This window comes from Aquimarina algiphila (genome assembly GCF_007489275.1).
GTDB lineage: Bacteria > Bacteroidota > Bacteroidia > Flavobacteriales > Flavobacteriaceae > Aquimarina > Aquimarina algiphila.
Window position 1 is genome coordinate 1 of record NZ_VLNR01000020.1, and the last position, 17,928, is coordinate 17,928.

Here is a 17,928-nt window from a genome sequence, read left to right on the forward strand (position 1 = left end):
TGAGGGATTTAAAAATAGAATCTTATCAAAGATCACAGCAATGACCATTATTCAATATATCAATAGGTTTGAATTCAACAGAAATATAAACAACCTAAAAATTAATATTAACTAAATGCACAACGGGTTGTCTTTAGTTATTTTTGACAGTTTAAAATTTTCATTATAATATTTAAAAGATGTTGCTAATTGATTGTTTCTTTTATGGTATATTCCAAATTTTAGCAATGCCTTTTGCATATACAATGTATCTTTTTTTTCTATTGCCAGATCATATAATTGACGTGTATATATAATGGCACTATCATACCGATTATCCTTACCCAATAACCATGTTTTCCACATCAACCCGTTGTAAATTAAAGAGTCTTTTTGAGATAAATAAGCCCCTTTTAAAAAAGAATTTATATACTCTAATCGTATAGGGATTGGTAAAGAATCTGCTTTACTTAGTTTATAGTATTGAGTCAGACTATCTTGTTGTTTTTGGCTATATATTGCATTAGATAATAATAGAGTTATTACCAATAAAGAAAAATTAATATGCCAGGACCTAAGCTTCATTTTACTAAGCTACTAAATTCGCCTGAATACTGGTGCTCTTGTTATTTCTATTGTACACTTTTTTTAGGACGAGATTCCCCCCTTGTAACAATTCTTTCTTAATATAGTCTTCCTGTTATAGTATCAAAATCACTATTTATTTGACATGTCAGGCAACTATTTGCGTCTAAATATTGTCTATAGGTATAGAAACTTGTTTGATATAAACTTCATCATAATGATATATAATAAAACCATCATCTTTTCATTTTTAATTGGCCTTGTGGGTACTATAGGCTCTGCACAAACAATTACTTCTAAAGTGGTAGATAAAAAAACCAACCAGCCTATACCATTTGCCACGATCCAGATATCAGAAAATGATGGGGTCATTACCAATGAAGAAGGAAGGTTTACGATACATATGGATCAGGCAAATGCCTCTGCAGATTCTATCTATATCTCTTCTATGGGATATGAAAAAATAGGTATTGCAGTACAGCCCGCAATAGATAGTATCATTTATATCCAACCCAAGGCGATAGAGTTAAAAAGTGTATACCTGTCTAACAAGAATTATACTATAGACGAAATCATGGATAAGGTCGAGGAACGATTGGCACAGAATTATCATTTTGATATGACGCAAAAACGCTTGTTTTTTAGACAATCTGAGTTTAATACCATGAAGAAACTGGATGTGGAGTTTAAAAAATCTACCATCGAAGAACTTAATGAAGAATTTATCGATAGCGTGATTACTATTATCCCAAGAAAATCAGAATATTATATAGAGACCCTCTGTGATTATTATGGTAGTGTCGAAAAACGAAAAATCAATATCATTAAAGCTGCAGAATTATACGACAAAAATAATTCGGGTTCTATGGAAGCAATGTCAGAAAAGTTAGAAAAAATCTTTAAAGACAATGTAAAACCTGATTCTTATCTAAAAATTAAATCGGGATTATTTGGCACCAAAGTACAAGTAGATTCTATCCTCGAACAGAGTGAAGAGGCCAAAGCAGCCAAAGATGAGATCAATGATAAAAAAGAGGAAAAAAGTGAGTTTCTTAAATATAGAAGAATGGCAATAGAAGGGCTTTTTAAAAATATGTTCTTTCAGGAAGATCCCACAGTAAATTTTATCAGTAAATCAGGACGATATGAGTTTGAGTTGATTGATTACACCTATATGGATGACAGTAGCGTATACATCATCAATTTTTCGCCTAAAAGAAGAGAAGATTTTAAGGGGACTATATATGTAAATACCGAAGACTTTGCCATCATGCGTGTTGATTATACTAATGTAAAAAACTTACGCAATTTTAGACTGCTTGGACTTAGCTACCAGGAAAACCTTTATAAAGGAACAACAATTTTTACTAAAGGACAGGATAATAAATACACGGTAAAGTACCTCGAAAAAATAAAGGGTAATCTTTTTGGTGTGGATCGACCGCTAAAAGTAATCGAAAAGAACAAACACGTTAAGGGAAAACGCAAACAAAATGAATTATCTCTGGAGATCGATGCCGGTATTGGTAATGTTTCTAAATATGAAATAGTAGTTTTTGATTCTAAATCCTTAACCGAAACCGATTATAATGGTAGCATAGAAAACAAGTCAATCAGACCTGAATACCTATCAAGATACAATCCAGAATTCTGGAAGGGGTATAATATCATTGAGCCTAATGCTGCTATAAAACAGTTTACCGTAGCCCCAGAGAGTGAATGATTGTATTATTGTCATCCCAGTTTAGATTAGAAAGACAATTATAATAGATTCCGGATCAAGTCCGGAATGACAAAACTAAAATGTTTAAAATAATGATTATTAAGTTGTCGTCCCAGCGTAAGCTGGGATCTATATGACTCTTTTAACTACACTTCGATAAACTCAGCAGGACTATCGAGATGCAACAATACCTAAACAATACTCCCATCCAACAAATTAATCACTCTCGATCCATAGGCCATATTTTTTTCAGAATGTGTTACCTGTATAATAGTTACACCTTCTTTATTAAGTTGTGTAAAGATCTCCATAATTTCTTCCCCTTGTTTAGAATTCAAGTTCCCGGTAGGTTCATCGGCAAGGATAAGTTTTGGACTCGCAATAAGTGCTCTGGCTACTCCTACCAATTGCTGTTGCCCACCACTTAACTGAGCAGGAAAAAGGTCTTTTTTACCCACAATATTAAAACGATCTAGCATATCTCCAACGAGTGATTTTCGCTCAGAAGCACTGTGTTTTTTGTATAATAATGGCATTTCCAGGTTTTCCTTGACCGTTAATTCATCAATTAAGTGGTATGCCTGAAAAACAAATCCTACATATTGCTTATATAAGTTGGCGCGGTGTTTCTCTTTGAGCGTATGAACAGATTCATCCAAAAATGTATATTCTCCCTCATTAAAATCATCCAACATTCCAATTACATTTAGTAAAGTTGATTTTCCTGATCCAGAAGGTCCCATAATAGAGATAAAATCTCCTTCATTAACCCAAAAATTAATATCTTTTAATAAGAAAACCTTCTGTCCTCCAGAATGTACCCACTTCGAAATATTCTTTAAATTTAATAGCATCTGTATTTGTTTTATTTTTTAAAATTAATATTTATATCATTTGATTTTACATACAATTTATAAGAATCGATGTATTGTTTTTATTCTTCTCTAAGCGCATGAATCGGATTTGCCAACGCTGCTTTTATGGACTGAAAACTACAGGTTATTACTGAAATTATAAAAGTGATTAGTCCGCCACTTAAAAGCATCCAAATCGATATATCAATACGATACGTAAACCCTTCAAGCCATAAATTCATAAGATAATATACAACAGGAACGGCAATGATAAATGCCAAAGCGACTAAGCGCATAAACTCCTTTGTAAAAAAAGAAAGAATTTGCAAGATGCTGGCTCCCATCACCTTTCGAATTCCAATCTCTTTGGTTTTTCTTGAAGTAATAAACGACATCAAGCCAAAAAGACCAAGACACCCTATGCATATGGCGAGAATAGAAAAAATGGTAAATCCATTAAACACCAATCGCTCCAGAACATATTCTTTTTCGATAGCATCGTCTAAGAAATCATATCGATATATCGAAGAAGTAAACGTATCTTCCCATACCTCCTTAATCATCGCAAGGGATTCATAATTCTGATTTCCAATTTTGATAAATGCCTGGTTTTGATAATACTCCCAATTTAAAATAATACATGGAGTAATCTCATACTGAAAGGAATTATTATGATAGTCTTTTACTACTCCAACAATAGTGGCTTGACCTTCATTAATCTGAATTTTCTTTCCGATCGCCTCTTCTGGCGTCCAGTTATAGGATTTCAGTAAGGTTTCATTCACAATAAATTCATCAAAGGTTTCTTTATTGGAAGTAAAATTTCTTCCGGCCAGGAGTTCTAAATCATAAAAATCCAGATAATTAACATCTCCTATTTTCATCTCAGCATCCAAAGATTCCTCTACTGTCTGTTCTGGACGACGAAAACTTGTTCCTAACTGAAAGCCATGAACTGCCATAGGAGGACCAGAACCAAAACTAACTTTAGAAATGTTATTGTTTTCTAACAGTACGTTTCTAAACACTTCCAATTTTGAAAACTCTGGTGTTGGTGTCATCACTACAGCATTTGATGAAAACCCCATAGATTCATTCTTAAAATAATTCATCTGTAAAGCCACAACTATCGCTGCAATGACAAAAAGCTGAACAATAACAAACTGAAATACAATTAATGATCTACGTAGATTAAAATTTCCCGTTCCGCGTAGCTGAATTCTATTTTTTAATGCTTGTATTGGTCTATATGCAGAAAGAACGATAGCAGGATAAATAGCTGCCAGAAGAATGGTAAAACAACCGATGAGTAGAATCAAACCTATATGACTCCAGGCAAACTGAAGCTTCAAATCAATAATAGATAAATTAGTATTTAACTGATGTAGTAAGGCACTCACAATAGCAACAGAAATACATAATGTCCCTATAATAATGATACTATTTTCAAAGATGAACTGACGTATTAAATCTCTTCTTTTACTCCCTAAGACTTTGCGAATACCTACTTCTTTTGATCTAGATATCGATTGTGCAGTAAGTAGATTGATAAAATTCACAATAGCAATGACCAAAATAAATAAGGCTACAATCGAAGCCGTAAAGAGAACTTTTGACGGCAAAATATATCCGCCAGGGCTACTGCCATATAATGTTTCGTTATGAATTTCTGTTAATGGTTGGAGAAAATATGAAATGCGTTTATCATCTTCTGGTTTTAGGTATTTTTTCTTCCAGCTAGCAATTTTAGCCTCTAGAGGTTTCCTCAATTCTTCATTTTGTAAAACTACATAGGTCGTTCCCTGGTAATTTCCAGACCAATTTCCTGAGAAATAGGGGTTATTAATTTTAAAGAATTCATACGGAATCAATATGTTGTATCGCTGATTAGAGTTTCCGGGAGCACTTTTTATAACACCAGTAACTTTAAGTGGATCTTTACTTTGTAGAGCTATGGTTTTGCCCATAATCGATTGATAATTCTCGTTATGTTCGGGAAAATACTTGTTTGCCAATTCTTCTGTCAATATAATCGAATTGATATCTGAAAGTGCAGTATTGAAATCTCCTGCAATCCATTCGATATCAAATGTTTTAAGAAAGAAAGGGTCTGCAAACAATACATGAGATTCCTCGAATCGTATTAAGTCTCTTTCTTCGTCTTCAATACTAAACTCGCGACTTACTGGTCCAGCAGTCTGAGTAACCATATCAATTTCGGGAAAATCATTACGCAATGCCGATGCTAAGGGGTATGCCGTAGTATTCCAATATAACGTCTGATCGGGTAATTGATTATGTTGAACTACCCGATACGTGTTTTCTGCTTTTTCGTGATAGTGATCAAAACTAGATTCATACCTCACAAAAATCAATATGACCATACAAGTACTAATCCCTATGGACAATCCAAAGATATTAATAGCAGTATTCACTTTATTTTTCAAAAGATTTCTCCAGGCTATTTTGATATAGTTTTTAATCATCACGTTTTCTTTTACTCGGTTCGTAAATTATGTATTGGATTAGATGATGCTGCTTTAACTGTTTGAAATCCAACAGTTAGCAATGTAATAATCACCGCACATAGTGCAGCCAATATAAATACCCATATATCGATCGGGGTTCTATAGGCAAATCCTTTAAGCCATTCATCAACCAGAAAATAAGCAAGAGGTGAAGCTAACAGAATCGAAACTCCTATAAGTTTGGCAAATTCTGATGAAAATAATACTGCTAATTCTGATACTTTGGCTCCCAATACTTTTCTAATACTTAATTCTTTTACCCGCTGTTCTGCTGTAAAGGCAGCCAAACCAAATAATCCAAGACATGCAATAATAAGCGCCATAAGAGTGAATATATTTAGTACAACTCCCATTCGTTGTTCTGACTCGAAGGTGTTTTCAAATTCCTGATCCATAAAACTATACTCAAAAGGTACTGATGGATCCATCTGCGCAATCTCATCTTTTACATTTTCTACCAAAGCTTGCAGGTCAGTTGCACTCTTCACCAATTCTGGATTGAGTTTCATGGAGTAAAAAGACAATCCTCCTCCATAATCCCAAACTTTATCATTTTGATGGTGGATAATAACCAATGGTCCTATTTCCTGATGTACACTATTAAAATTAAAATCCTTTACTACTCCCAAAACTTCAAATTCATCTTCGCTTCCAGAAGCAAGAGCCACTATTTTTCCGATTGGAGAGTCTGAAGCATACATTTCTTTTGAGCCCCAGCCTAATGTTTTAACTGCCTTCTCATTGAGTATCACTTTATACTTATCATTAGGTCGAGAGGAATCAAAATTACCTCCTGCAACAAATTCTACTCCCAATACATCAAGATAGTCCTCTTCTGCTCTTACATTTCTAAGCTGAACCACATCATTTTCGGGTCCCAGAGCTTTGTATCGATCTCCGGACCATATGTTTGGAGGTATCCCAAAAGATTTACCAACTTTAGAAAATGCGGAGTTTGATGCAAATTTTGCTTTAAGTGATTCTGTGTCAAATCCCATCTGTTCTATATTATGAATCTGCAAAATATTATCCTTTTCAAATCCTATATCAAGAGTAGAAGTATATGATAATTGTTTTTGAACAAATAGTGTACAAATAACCAATGCAATAGAAATGGTAAATTGAAATACCACTAGTCCGTTTCTAATTCCTTTTCCTCTAAACTTATTACTGATTTTTCCTTTTAGTGTTTCTACAGGTTCAAACATAGAAAGATAAAAAGCCGGATAACTTCCAGATATAAGACCTAAGCCTAATATAAATAGTACCACGATTCCCAAAAATATGGGATTGATGAGGTACGGAATTAATGCTAGTTGTACCTCTGCAATATCGTTAAATGTATGTAAGGATACTTGTACTAATACCAAAGCGATAATCGTACCTGCCAATACAAAAAGTGTTGATTCTAATACAAACTGTTTGATCAATGCTTTTCGTTTTGATCCCAGAACTTTTCTTACTCCTATCTCCTTTGCTCTTTTGGAGGATCGCGCTGTAGAAAGGTTCATGAAATTAATACTGGATAAAATAAGTACCAGAATACCAATAGCTCCAAATATGTTCACAAACATAGGATTACCAGAAGGTCCAAAAACATTAAAATTAGGAGATTCTGATAAGTATATCTCTCTAAGTGGTTGAAGATCTAATGTCCAGGCATGCCCAGCTGTAAACTCATCAAATGTCTGGTTAAAAATACGTTCGGTTGTTGGTGGAGCCCATTTTGGGGGTATTGCCTGAATTTTATCAGTAAATGCCTTCATATCGGTTCCTTCTTTTACCAGACCATAGGTTGCAAATGCTGTCCATATCCATTTCCATCCATTAGCATCCATCATTTCTGAATAGCTTTTTAAAGAAACGATCATATCAAACTGAAGGTGCGATTTATAAGGAACCTCAGCAATAATACCTTGTACAGTATATGTTTTCCAGGAACCATCATAATCCTTAACCTCCAATGTTTTTCCCATAGGGTCATCATCACCAAAATAACGTTCTGCTGTTTCTTTGGTCATCACCATAGTAAGAGGCTCACTAAGTGCTGTTTTGGGATCTCCCTGAAGAAACTGAAAGGAAAATACATCAAAAACATTCTCTTCGGCGGCAAAGTAACGGCTTTCATTATAGAAATTAACTTTATTATTATGGTTAGCACGAATTGTTTGTCTTCCGGTACTCAAAAGTCTTGTTACTTCTTCAAACTCTGGTGCATCTGCTCTTAGTGCGGTAGCTACATTAGGTCCTGTGCTAGAAACCATTTCGTCCCAATCTCCCCAAATATTGGGTTGATTCACTCTGTATATACGATCTGCTTTTTCATGAAAGGTATCATACGTCATTTCGCTATGAACATATAAGCCAATAATAAAACAAGTTGCAATACCGATGCTAAGTCCTAATATATTTAGAATTGTAAATTGTTTTTGTCGAATGGCATTTCTCCAGGCTATTTTGATATAATTCTTAATCATAATTTTCCTTTTATTCTGTTCGTAAACTTTTAACAGGGTTAGATACAGCTGCTTTTATAACCTGAAAACTTACCGTTGCAAAAGCAATACCTAATGCTACTCCACCAGCAATAACAAATAATCCCCAACTAATATTAATATGATATGCAAAACCTTCTAGCCATCTGCTCCCGAGATAATATGAAATCGGACTTGCAAAAAGAATAGCGATAACTACCAACTTTAAAAAATCCTTAGACAGTAACGTGGTAATTCCTAATACAGACGCCCCAAGAACCCTACGTATTCCGACTTCTTTTTTTCGTTGTTCTGTTGTAAACGAAGCCAATCCTAATAATCCCAGACACGCTATAAAAATGGCAATGAATGTAAAACACATAATTACATTAGACATACGTTGTTCTCGTTCATAATTTCTTTGGAAATCCTGATCTAAAAAAGAATATTGAAATGGAACTTCAGGATTTATTTTTTCCCAAACTCCTTTCACACTAGACAATGCATTATCAAATTGCCCTTCTTTAATATTTACAATAAAATAATTGGGCTGATTACCCTTATCAAATTTTCGTATAGCATAAGGCAAAATGCTTTTATGGAAGCTACGTGAATGAAAATCTTTAATTACACCAACAATTTGTAATGACTGCTGCTGATTATCAAATTCGTAATGTACTTTTTTTCCTATGGCATTATTAGCATCATATCCTAGTTGTTTAATAGCAGTTTCATTAAGTACTACTCCATCAAGATCTGCTTCTGGATTTGTAGATAAAAGCCTACCTTTTATTAATGTATACCCCAATGTTTTGATATAATCTTCATTGGCCTGGGCATAATGAATTTCGACTTTATCATCCAAGGATTTATCTTCAGCATAGATGAACATATCCTGTACCAGGTCAAAACCCGGATAAGTAGATCCCGCAGAAACCGAAGCTACTTTTGGGTTCTTAAGCATTTCATTTTTGAAAGCATTGTAATTATCTACTGCAGTCGTGCTTCGCAAGGGTTATATAATTTGTTGATCTTTTTTAAACCCAAGGTCTTGGTTCTTAATAAAATCTAATTGTTTTGCGATGACAACCGCTACTAAAATTAAGCATACCGATATTGCGAATTGAAAAACGACCAATCCTTTGCGAATAAAAGTTGCAGAAAAGCTATTGACCAATTTTCCTTTTAATACGGTTGTTATCTTAAAAGAAGACAAGTAAAATGCAGGGTACAATCCCGAAAGAAGGCCTGTAAAAAGTGTAAGGCCAATACCCCAGAATATGAGTTGCGGGCTCTCTAAAAAGACAAGCTCTTTCTGTGAAAACTTATTAAAAATTGGTAAAAATAATACTACAATCACCACAGAAAGGCCTAACGCCAATACAGACATCATCAAAGATTCTCCCAAATACTGAAATATCAATGATTGTTTATGTGCTCCCATTACTTTGCGTACTCCTACTTCTTTTGCTCTTTTTTCTGAACGCGCTGTAGAAAGATTCATGAAATTAATACATGCAATCAGCAATAAGAAAGCTGCTATAGAACCAAAAATATACAGGTATGTCATGTTACCATTTACAGAAAGTTCATTACCTATGTCAGATTTTAGGTAAATATCTTTTACCGGCTGCAGAAATAGTTGTTTAGAAAGGTTCATTTCCTTAAAATCAACAGCAGCATTACGTTCCAGAAAAGCAGGTAGCTTTTCTTCAAAAGCAACAGTGTTCGTTCCTTTTCCAAGTTTGATATACGTATGAAAAATATTATTGTATGCCCAGTTGGTTTGTTGACCTACCCACTCTCCTATATCTGTGTTTTGCATAGAGAGAAAAAGGTTTGCATTAATATGCGACTTAGTGCTATTGTTTTTAAAAACTCCTTTAACGGTGTAATTGTATTTTCCGTAGGGGATTTCAATATTAATTACTTTATCAATTGGATTTGCATTACCATATAATTTATGGGCAATAGCTTCAGAAATCACTACGGTATTAGGTTGATTGAGTGCCGTTTTTAGATCTCCGTAAGAAAAATCATATGTGAATACTTTAAAAAAAGTAGAATCTACATAATACCCATTGGTTTCATAAAATTTAATATTAGTACTCCCATCTTTTAAAAGCATTTTATCTGTTGTCGGAAAATTAAGGATACGTGTTGCCTCTTCAATTTCAGGGAAATCAGAGGCCAAACCTTGGGCTAATGGTGCAGGACCTGCAGCCCATTTTTCTCCATCAGCTTCTAGAGCTATGCGATATATCTGATTTATATCCTTATGATGCTTATCATAACTTGTTTCACTAAATACATATAACATCAAAAGAAAACATGTAGCCAATCCTACTGCTAACCCAAAGATATTGATGAGTGAAAAAAACTTGTTTTTTAATAAGTTCCTCCAGGCTATTTTGATATAATTTTTAAACATAACTTTTTGTTTTTTGATATTCTGATTCTCCTTATTCTTCTTTTAATCCATCAACAGGGTTTTTATTTGCTGCACCTATTGCTTGTGATCCAATCGTGAGCAAAGCAACAAATAAGGCTATACAACCTGCACCTATGAAATACCATATTTTTAAAGGGATTCTATATGCAAAACCTGATAACCAATTACCTGCCAATAGATATGCTATGGGTATTGCAATACCTATAGCTATCAATACTAACTTCGCAAATTCGCCAGATAACATAATTGTAACCTGAGAAACACTTTGTCCCAGTACTTTTCTAATACTAATCTCTTTTCGTCTTCGCTCTGCTGTATACATCGCTAAACCAAACAAACCTAGACAAGAGATTAAAATAGCTAGGCCCGCAAAATACTTTGATAAGGAAGCTACACGTTGTTCTGCTGCATACTGTGCCTGAAAATCTGTGTCTAAGAAACTATATTCAAATACATACCCAGGATTAAATTTGGCATATGCATCTGCAAGCATCGTAAGTGTTTCTTTTTCTGTTCCACTAGCAATTCGAACTACAAATTCTAAATTGGATCTATTACCATTTAATCTAAAAAACATGGGACGTACAGTTTCTCGAAAAGATTGAAAATGAAAGTCTTTTAAGATTCCTATAATCGTATATTGAGTAGATCCGTAACGAATTATTTTTCCAATTGGATTTTTGATCCCCATCATCTTTATGGCGGTTTCATTAAAAACTATTGCAGCACTGTCTGCGGGAAACTGCCGAGAAAAGGATCTACCTTCTTTAACTTTCATATCCATGGTCTCTATAAAATCATGACCTATACGAAGTGTTTTAAAACGGGATTGACGTTCTTCTTCGTTACCTGTCCAAACTACCCCCCCCCGGTTGTATTAATGTTTGTTCCTATGATATTTTGACTGGTCATAGCAGCATTAACTATGTTTGGAAACGTTTTTAATTCTTTTAAAAATGCCTCAGCATTTTGTCTTAAGTGACCCTCCTGACTAAAATAAACAACATTGTCCTTATCCATTCCCAAGTTTTTGGACCGTACATAATCCACTTGTTGAGAAACTAATAACACTGCTATAATTAAAATAATTGATAATGAAAATTGAAATATCACTAACCCTTTTCTGACCCAAACCTCTCCCCAAGAATTTTTTAATTGACCTCTTAAAATGGTTACCGGTTTAAAACGAGAAAGATGTAATGCAGGATAACTTCCTGCCAATACCCCAGTAAAAAAAGCAATCAATAATAGTAAACCAAAAGTCAAAGGTTCAAAACTTAAGGATAATGTTTTACCAGTAATTACATTAAATTGTGGGATAAAAAGAAACACTACTAAAAGCGCAAATAATAGAGAAATAAACGCAGTCATTACCGATTCTCCAAAATACTGTGTAATAAGCGTAGTTCTTTTGGATCCCAATGCTTTTTTAACCCCTATTTCTTTTAAACGTCTTGATGCATTAGCTGTAGAAAGATTCATGAAATTGATACAAGCAATGGTCAAAATAAATAATGCAATACAGGAAAATAAGTATACATAATTCATGCGTCCAGAAGTTTGTTTCCCATTTTCAAAATTACTGTACAGATAATTAGATGAGTATTTGGTGATTATAAGATCTGCTTCAACATCTTCGTCTTGTAGCTTCGAGAAGTTTTCTATTTTAGCAGCAAATTCCTGTACATTCGTTCCTTCATTTAGTAAAATATACGTTATCGGGTTATTATTAACCCAATCATTTTTTCCGCCATTATGTATAATTCCTTTTTTATATGCCGCTAATGGTAATATAAAATCGAAATGAGTTGTTGAATTAGTAGGAATATCTTTAAAAACACCACTCACTTGATGTTTTCCTAGCATGCCCATTGCATCCCATTCGATTACTTTTCCTACTACTTCTTTTGGAGATCCAAAAAGTTGATTTGCCAGAGATTCTGAAATCACAATCGAATTAATTTCCTCTAGTACCTGATTTTTATTTCCTTCTATCAAAGGATAAGAAAATATATTAAAATAGTCTTTGCCAGCAAATACACCAGCAGTTTTTATAATTTTGTTATTTACTCGAAGTGGTGTTTTAGCAAATTGTGCAGGCACTGTTTGGGATGCTGCATATTTTACTTCGGGTAATTTATCGGCCATTGTTTCTGCCAAAATACTTGGAGTCCAATTAAGGACTCTAGGACCTTCGCGGCTTTCAAACTTATTCCATACCTGATACAGGTATTCATCATTTTCATGAAATTTATCTACTTGAACCTCATCTAATACCCAAAGAGCTATTAAAAACACACAGGCCAATCCCGAAGATAGTCCTATAACATTAATCATAAATGTGGTTTTGTACCTCTTTATAGTTCTGAGAAATAATTTTACATTGTGTTTAAACATAATTGTTTGTCTTTGATTGAATCGTTGATGAAATTTATTCGTCTCTTAATCCATCTATTGGATTTTTATTTGCTGCACCTATTGCCTGTGCCCCTACAGTAAGCATAGCTACCAACAAGGCCACAAAGCCAGCCACAAAGAAGTACCAAATTTTCAAGGGAATTTTATATGCAAAACCCGAAAGCCAATCACTAGCTAATAGATATGCGACAGGAAGTGCAATACTAATTGCTATTAAGACTAATTTTGCAAATTCACCAGATAGCATCATGGTCACTTGAGAAGTACTTTGCCCTAGTACCTTTCTAATACTAATTTCTTTTCGTCTTCGTTGAGCAGTAAAAATAGCCAGGCCAAAAAGTCCCAAACAAGATATTATAATGGCGAGACCTGCAAAGTATTTTGATAATGACAACACCATACGTTCTGCCTTATATAATTTTTGAAAGTCAGCATCTAAAAATTTATATTCTAAAGGAAATCCAGGATTGTATTTTTCATAAAATCTGGTTAATTCATCGATTGTCTTAGCTAAATCACCTTTTTCTAATTTTAGCATTACAGTATTAAGTCTTTGGGGTTGCATGTACATAAAGATTGGTTTTAATTCTTCCTGAAGTGATTCGAAATGAAAATTCTTAACCACTCCTACTATCTCCATAGGCGTGTCCCACAATGTTATTTTTGCTCCAATAGGATCTTTTAGCCCCATTTTTTTGATTGCAGCTTCATTGAATATGATCTTTGTACTATCTGATCCAAAATCTCTTGAAAATGACCTTCCTTCTAGAATTTCCATCCCCATAAGTTCAATCATATCATAGTCTGTAACCAAATAACTCATTTGCGTGTTGTCTTCTTCATTTTTTCCTTCCCATGTAATACCTGAAGTGCCTCCATGACCGCCAAAAAAACCAGAGTTAGCAATCGATGCATTTTTTACTCCTGCAAGATTTTTGACTTCTTCAAGAAAAGTTTTTGGATTGTTTTCTAGAGTTCCTTCTAACGAAAAATAGACAATATTTTCGCGGTCAAAACCTTGATTTGTATTTTGCATCAAGCTTATCTGTTTATAAATAATCAGTACACCTATAATTAAAATAACAGATATTGAAAATTGAAATACTACTAAACCTTTTCGTACCCAAAACTCACTAAATGTGGTTTTAAGCTTACCCGTTAAAGCCTGTACGATGTTAAATCCGGATATATAAAATGCCGGATACATTCCTGCTACTAAACCCGTCACTAAGTTAACTCCAATGAGAAACAACACCATTTCTTTTGTCATCCTAAATACCATCGTTTTATTAGTAAGCTCATTAAAAAATGGTAACAAAACAATCACAAGTACTATTGATACAATAAGAGCAATTGAAACCAAAAAAGTAGATTCCCATAAAAACTGAAAAACAAGAGATTTTCTTTTACCTCCTAAAGCTTTTCTTAGTCCGATTTCCTTAGTACGTAATGAGGCATGAGCTGTGGACAAATTCATAAAATTAATACAAGCTATAAACAGAATAAAAAAACCAATAACGAAAAATAGACGAACATAATCAATACGCCCTCCAGTTTGAACTCCATCTTCATATTTGCCATATAAATATCCCTCTGAAAAAGGTCTGGCTAGCAAAAGATTTGTACTATCTTCTATCCTTGTAGTAAGATATTTTTCAATTTTTGTATTGAGCTGTTGTAATGTAGTTTCTGGTGTTAAAAGCACAAATGTCCTTGCATAGTTATAATTCCAGTCTTTATACAGGTATGGATAATGCCTAAACAGAACATCAAAAGGTAATACAAAATCAAACTGTAAAGTAGACGCACTAGTAATATTCTCAAAAACAGCTGATACCTTAAAAGTTTCATCTTTATTAAAGCTAATTGATTTACCAATACTATTATCTACAGAACCAAATAAACTAGTGGCCAAATCTCTAGAAATTACCATGTTATTTGTTCCTTCTAATGCTTCTTTTTCAGTACCCTGAATCAGTGAAAAACTGAACATATCAAAAAAAACCATGATCTGCATAAAGTCCTTCTGCTTTTAATGCAATATCAGCATTTGAAAGTGTGTTTTTATAAAGTCCATTGATCGTTCGAACCGCCATTTCGACTTCGGGAATATCTTCCTTTAGTGCATCCGCTAAATAAGCAGACTGATTTGGGTATACTATTTTTTGATCGGTATCTATTTGTTTCTGCATGATTTGAACAAGTTGACCGTCCTTTTCATGAAATTTGTCAACATTTAGCTCATCACTTACCCATAAGTAGATAAACAATACGCATGTTAGTCCACTGATCATACCAACAAGATTGATAAAAAAAGTGAGTTTCGATTTTTTTATTTGTCTAAAAAATAATCGCAGTCTTTGTATAAACATGATTTCTTTTTTTTATTCGTCTCTTAATGCCTCTATAGGATTTCTACTCGCGGCTATAAAGCTTTGCCAACTTACTGTCAACAATGCAATCGTTAGCGCCCCTAGACCAGCCAAAACATATACCCATAACCCCAAAGTTGTTTTATAAGCAAAATTCTCCAGCCATATATTCAATGCATACCAAGCAATAGGACACGCTAATACATAAGCAATGGTTACCCATTTTATAAAATCTTTATTAAGTGTAAATAAGATCTGTTTAACCTTTGCTCCGTTTACTTTTCGAATACCTATTTCTTTGACTCGTTTCCTGGTATTAAATAGTGCAACTCCTAATAAACCTATACATGAAATAAATAAGGCAAGTATCGTAGAGGAATTTAAAATCTGACTGAATTTCTGATCCTTTGCATATTGGTTTTGAAAAACTGTATTAGAGAAATTAAAGATAAACTCTTCTTTAGGATACAATTCATTCCAAATTTGGGCTATTTGATCCATAGTCCCCGCAATAGTATTTGATTTTAATTTAAATGAGTAATACCCAACAGCATGATCCCACTCCAGGTTCTGGATATAAATAGTTGGTTGTACAGTTTTGTGAAGTGAAGCATGATGATAATCTTCTACTACACCTTGTATTCGATAATTTTTATTGCCAATAGTAATAGCATTTCCTATAACATTATCAGCTTGAATATTGCCCATTTTAGAAAGTGCCGTTTCATTAATTAATATCCCACTAGATTTCCAATTGCTTTCGGGGTTTAAATTCTTACCTGCAATTAGGGGAATATCATAAGTATCCAAATATCCATCATCAATACTAATCTGGTTAAAGGTTACCGGATAAGGCTTAGCAGCTACTACAGCTTTTACCTGATCATTTAGACGAGTAATCGCTTTACCTGGTATTGATGAACTCGCCGAAAATGAAGCAACGCCTCCTAATGCAGATACCTCGTTTTTAAAAGTAGAGAGTCTACTCACAAGATCAGGATGTTGATTCATCGTCATAGGCGTAAAACTGAATATCGTTTGCGTACCATTAAATCCTAATTCCTTATCCATCATAAATTGCATCTGCTTATAAATTCCAACGGTACAAATCATCAATACAATGGTGATTGAAAATTGTAAGGTGACCATTACTTTTTGACTTGTCCATTTTCGATGTAGTTTTTGATCACCTTTTTTAACTACCGAGAAAGCCTTGTTCTTGATCACCGACATAAACGGTACAATAGAAGCAATACCCACAACAACTATCCCAATAGTTCCTAATAGTGCATATGTAGAAAATGTGATTCCATCAATTGGAAGTTGCGAATCGATCAAATAATGTGCTATTGGTATAGAGACAATAATAGCAACAATATTAAACAATATCGTTTCTACAAACATTAAGTAGAACACTTGATTATATCCAGAACCATTAAGTATTCTTATTGAATAGTTTTTAGCATTTTCGAGAGTTGTAATCGTATTTAGATTAATAAAATTGATAAGACATACAAGTAACACTACTAGAATAATTATCGACAGGAAAAATACTTGCGTTTGTTCTCCATTAACCGATAGTTCATGATCAAGTTTAGATTTTAAATGGATATCAGCTATAGGTTGTAATATAAAATTCATTTTAGCCTCCTTTAATTTTTGTGGAAGCGCCACCTTACCAAGCAAACCGCCTAATCGACTTTCTATCGCATTGATTGATGTATTTTTGTCTAGTTTGATATAGCAATAGGATCGATATTGTACCGGTGCTTGCCATCGTTTTGTTTCATATGGAGTTGCCCTTTGATATTCATAATCAGGATTGTCAACCAATACTTGATTTTTATTGTCAAAATTTTGAAGATAATAAAACAGTGTTTTAAAAGTTCCAACAACATCAATATTCATGTGGCTATTACTGGGGATATCTTCAAAAACTGCGTCAACAACAAATTTCCACCCTTCATTGACCGTTAGTTCCTTTCCTAATGGGCTTTCTTCTCCGTATAATTTTTTTGCAAAAGATTGTGAAATGGCTATACCATGAATATTTTCTAGTAAAGAATTCGTCTCGGCAGTGATGATTTTACGATCAAAAACTGAGAAAAAAGAAGGGTCACTCCAAACAAAATCAACATCTTGTATTTTTTGTTGAGGACCATTAAAAATAGTTACCACATCTCTACCAAAATTACACTGAGCGACAACACCTGGTATTTCTGCTTCTAAAAGCTCTGAGGACCCACCAAAGTTTTTTGCAGACCTTACTTCTTCACCATCCTTATATTTTAAATCTAAACCTACTCTATAAATAGATTCAGAATCTTTCCAGAATGTATCGTAACTAGTTTCATGTTTTATTTTTTCAAGAAGAAAAATGAACACTGTAAACCCAACAATTAGCCCTAAAATTTTTGTTGATGACAAGAATTTCTTCTTCCATACATTTCTAATAATCGCTTTTAATATGTGTGTGTTCATAATATTATCTGTGTTATTTTATTCTACATAACCTGTATCCAACCAAAAAGCATCTATAATGG

The 17,928-nt window shown here is 33.7% G+C and carries 12 protein-coding genes and 1 pseudogene; 2 read left to right on the plus strand and 11 right to left on the minus strand.

Annotated elements, in window-relative coordinates:
• Positions 1 to 115, plus strand: a pseudogene (locus FOF46_RS32520) (IS982 family transposase); the annotation flags it as partial.
• On the opposite strand, the gene FOF46_RS11150 reads toward FOF46_RS32520, so the two are convergent.
• Positions 112 to 564 carry a hypothetical protein gene (locus FOF46_RS11150; RefSeq protein ID WP_143916512.1) on the minus strand — a complete coding sequence of 151 codons (453 nt, stop codon included), beginning with the start codon at positions 562 to 564 and terminating at the stop codon, positions 112 to 114. The pseudogene FOF46_RS32520 and the gene FOF46_RS11150 sit on opposite strands and share 4 nt — an antisense overlap.
• 217 nt (positions 565 to 781) lie before the next feature.
• Here FOF46_RS11150 and FOF46_RS11155 point away from each other — a divergent pair, with 217 nt between their 5' ends.
• The gene (locus FOF46_RS11155) at positions 782 to 2,287 is read left to right on the plus strand and encodes a carboxypeptidase-like regulatory domain-containing protein (RefSeq protein WP_167571796.1); all 1,506 of its coding nucleotides are present in this window, start codon (positions 782 to 784) and stop codon (positions 2,285 to 2,287) included.
• A 191-nt stretch (positions 2,288 to 2,478) separates the two neighbouring features.
• Here the strand turns inward: FOF46_RS11155 and FOF46_RS11160 are convergent, their stop codons facing one another.
• The 10 genes from FOF46_RS11160 to FOF46_RS11200 all read right to left on the minus strand — a co-directional run bounded on the left by FOF46_RS11160 (position 2,479) and on the right by FOF46_RS11200 (position 17,866).
• Complete coding sequence (locus FOF46_RS11160) at positions 2,479 to 3,141, minus strand: ABC transporter ATP-binding protein (RefSeq protein ID WP_109436001.1); 663 nt, start codon at positions 3,139 to 3,141, stop codon at positions 2,479 to 2,481.
• An 80-nt stretch (positions 3,142 to 3,221) separates the two neighbouring features.
• Positions 3,222 to 5,627 carry an ABC transporter permease gene (locus tag FOF46_RS11165; protein ID WP_143916514.1) on the minus strand — a complete coding sequence of 802 codons (2,406 nt, stop codon included), beginning with the start codon at positions 5,625 to 5,627 and terminating at the stop codon, positions 3,222 to 3,224.
• Between the two features lie 11 nt (positions 5,628 to 5,638).
• Positions 5,639 to 8,146, minus strand: a complete 2,508-nt coding sequence (locus FOF46_RS11170) for an ABC transporter permease (RefSeq protein ID WP_143916515.1) — start codon at positions 8,144 to 8,146, stop codon at positions 5,639 to 5,641.
• 10 nt (positions 8,147 to 8,156) lie between these two features.
• The gene (locus FOF46_RS32315) at positions 8,157 to 9,155 is read right to left on the minus strand and encodes an ABC transporter permease (protein ID WP_208746771.1); all 999 of its coding nucleotides are present in this window, start codon (positions 9,153 to 9,155) and stop codon (positions 8,157 to 8,159) included.
• Between the two features lie 3 nt (positions 9,156 to 9,158).
• Positions 9,159 to 10,574 (minus strand): ABC transporter permease, encoded by a 1,416-nt coding sequence (locus FOF46_RS32320; protein ID WP_208746772.1) that lies wholly within the window; start codon positions 10,572 to 10,574, stop codon positions 9,159 to 9,161.
• 31 nt (positions 10,575 to 10,605) lie between these two features.
• Complete coding sequence (locus tag FOF46_RS11180) at positions 10,606 to 11,403, minus strand: ABC transporter permease (RefSeq protein WP_338120332.1); 798 nt, start codon at positions 11,401 to 11,403, stop codon at positions 10,606 to 10,608.
• Between the two features lie 50 nt (positions 11,404 to 11,453).
• Entirely contained in the window at positions 11,454 to 12,932 is a 1,479-nt protein-coding gene (locus tag FOF46_RS11185) for an ABC transporter permease (RefSeq protein WP_167571798.1), read from the minus strand.
• 94 nt (positions 12,933 to 13,026) lie between these two features.
• Complete coding sequence (locus tag FOF46_RS11190) at positions 13,027 to 15,030, minus strand: FtsX-like permease family protein (RefSeq protein WP_143916518.1); 2,004 nt, start codon at positions 15,028 to 15,030, stop codon at positions 13,027 to 13,029.
• On the minus strand, positions 15,008 to 15,385 hold the full coding sequence (locus FOF46_RS11195; RefSeq protein WP_143916519.1) for an ABC transporter permease: 378 nt from the start codon (positions 15,383 to 15,385) through the stop codon (positions 15,008 to 15,010). The genes FOF46_RS11190 and FOF46_RS11195 overlap by 23 nt, the downstream gene beginning before the upstream one ends.
• Positions 15,386 to 15,397: 12 nt before the next feature.
• A complete protein-coding gene (locus FOF46_RS11200) occupies positions 15,398 to 17,866 on the minus strand; it encodes an ABC transporter permease (RefSeq protein ID WP_143916520.1) in 2,469 nt (822 codons plus the stop codon).
• Between the last annotated feature and the right edge of the window lie 62 nt (positions 17,867 to 17,928).

Coding starts and splice junctions, on each gene's coding strand:
- FOF46_RS11150 (WP_143916512.1), bottom strand. CDS start 564: ATGAAGCTTAGGTCCTGGCATATTAATTTTTCTTTATTGGTAATAACT.
- FOF46_RS11155 (WP_167571796.1), top strand. CDS start 782: ATGATATATAATAAAACCATCATCTTTTCATTTTTAATTGGCCTTGTG.
- FOF46_RS11160 (WP_109436001.1), bottom strand. CDS start 3,141: ATGCTATTAAATTTAAAGAATATTTCGAAGTGGGTACATTCTGGAGGA.
- FOF46_RS11165 (WP_143916514.1), bottom strand. CDS start 5,627: ATGATTAAAAACTATATCAAAATAGCCTGGAGAAATCTTTTGAAAAAT.
- FOF46_RS11170 (WP_143916515.1), bottom strand. CDS start 8,146: ATGATTAAGAATTATATCAAAATAGCCTGGAGAAATGCCATTCGACAA.
- FOF46_RS32320 (WP_208746772.1), bottom strand. CDS start 10,574: ATGTTTAAAAATTATATCAAAATAGCCTGGAGGAACTTATTAAAAAAC.
- FOF46_RS11185 (WP_167571798.1), bottom strand. CDS start 12,932: ATGATTAATGTTATAGGACTATCTTCGGGATTGGCCTGTGTGTTTTTA.
- FOF46_RS11190 (WP_143916518.1), bottom strand. CDS start 15,030: ATGCAGATCATGGTTTTTTTTGATATGTTCAGTTTTTCACTGATTCAG.
- FOF46_RS11195 (WP_143916519.1), bottom strand. CDS start 15,385: ATGTTTATACAAAGACTGCGATTATTTTTTAGACAAATAAAAAAATCG.
- FOF46_RS11200 (WP_143916520.1), bottom strand. CDS start 17,866: ATGAACACACACATATTAAAAGCGATTATTAGAAATGTATGGAAGAAG.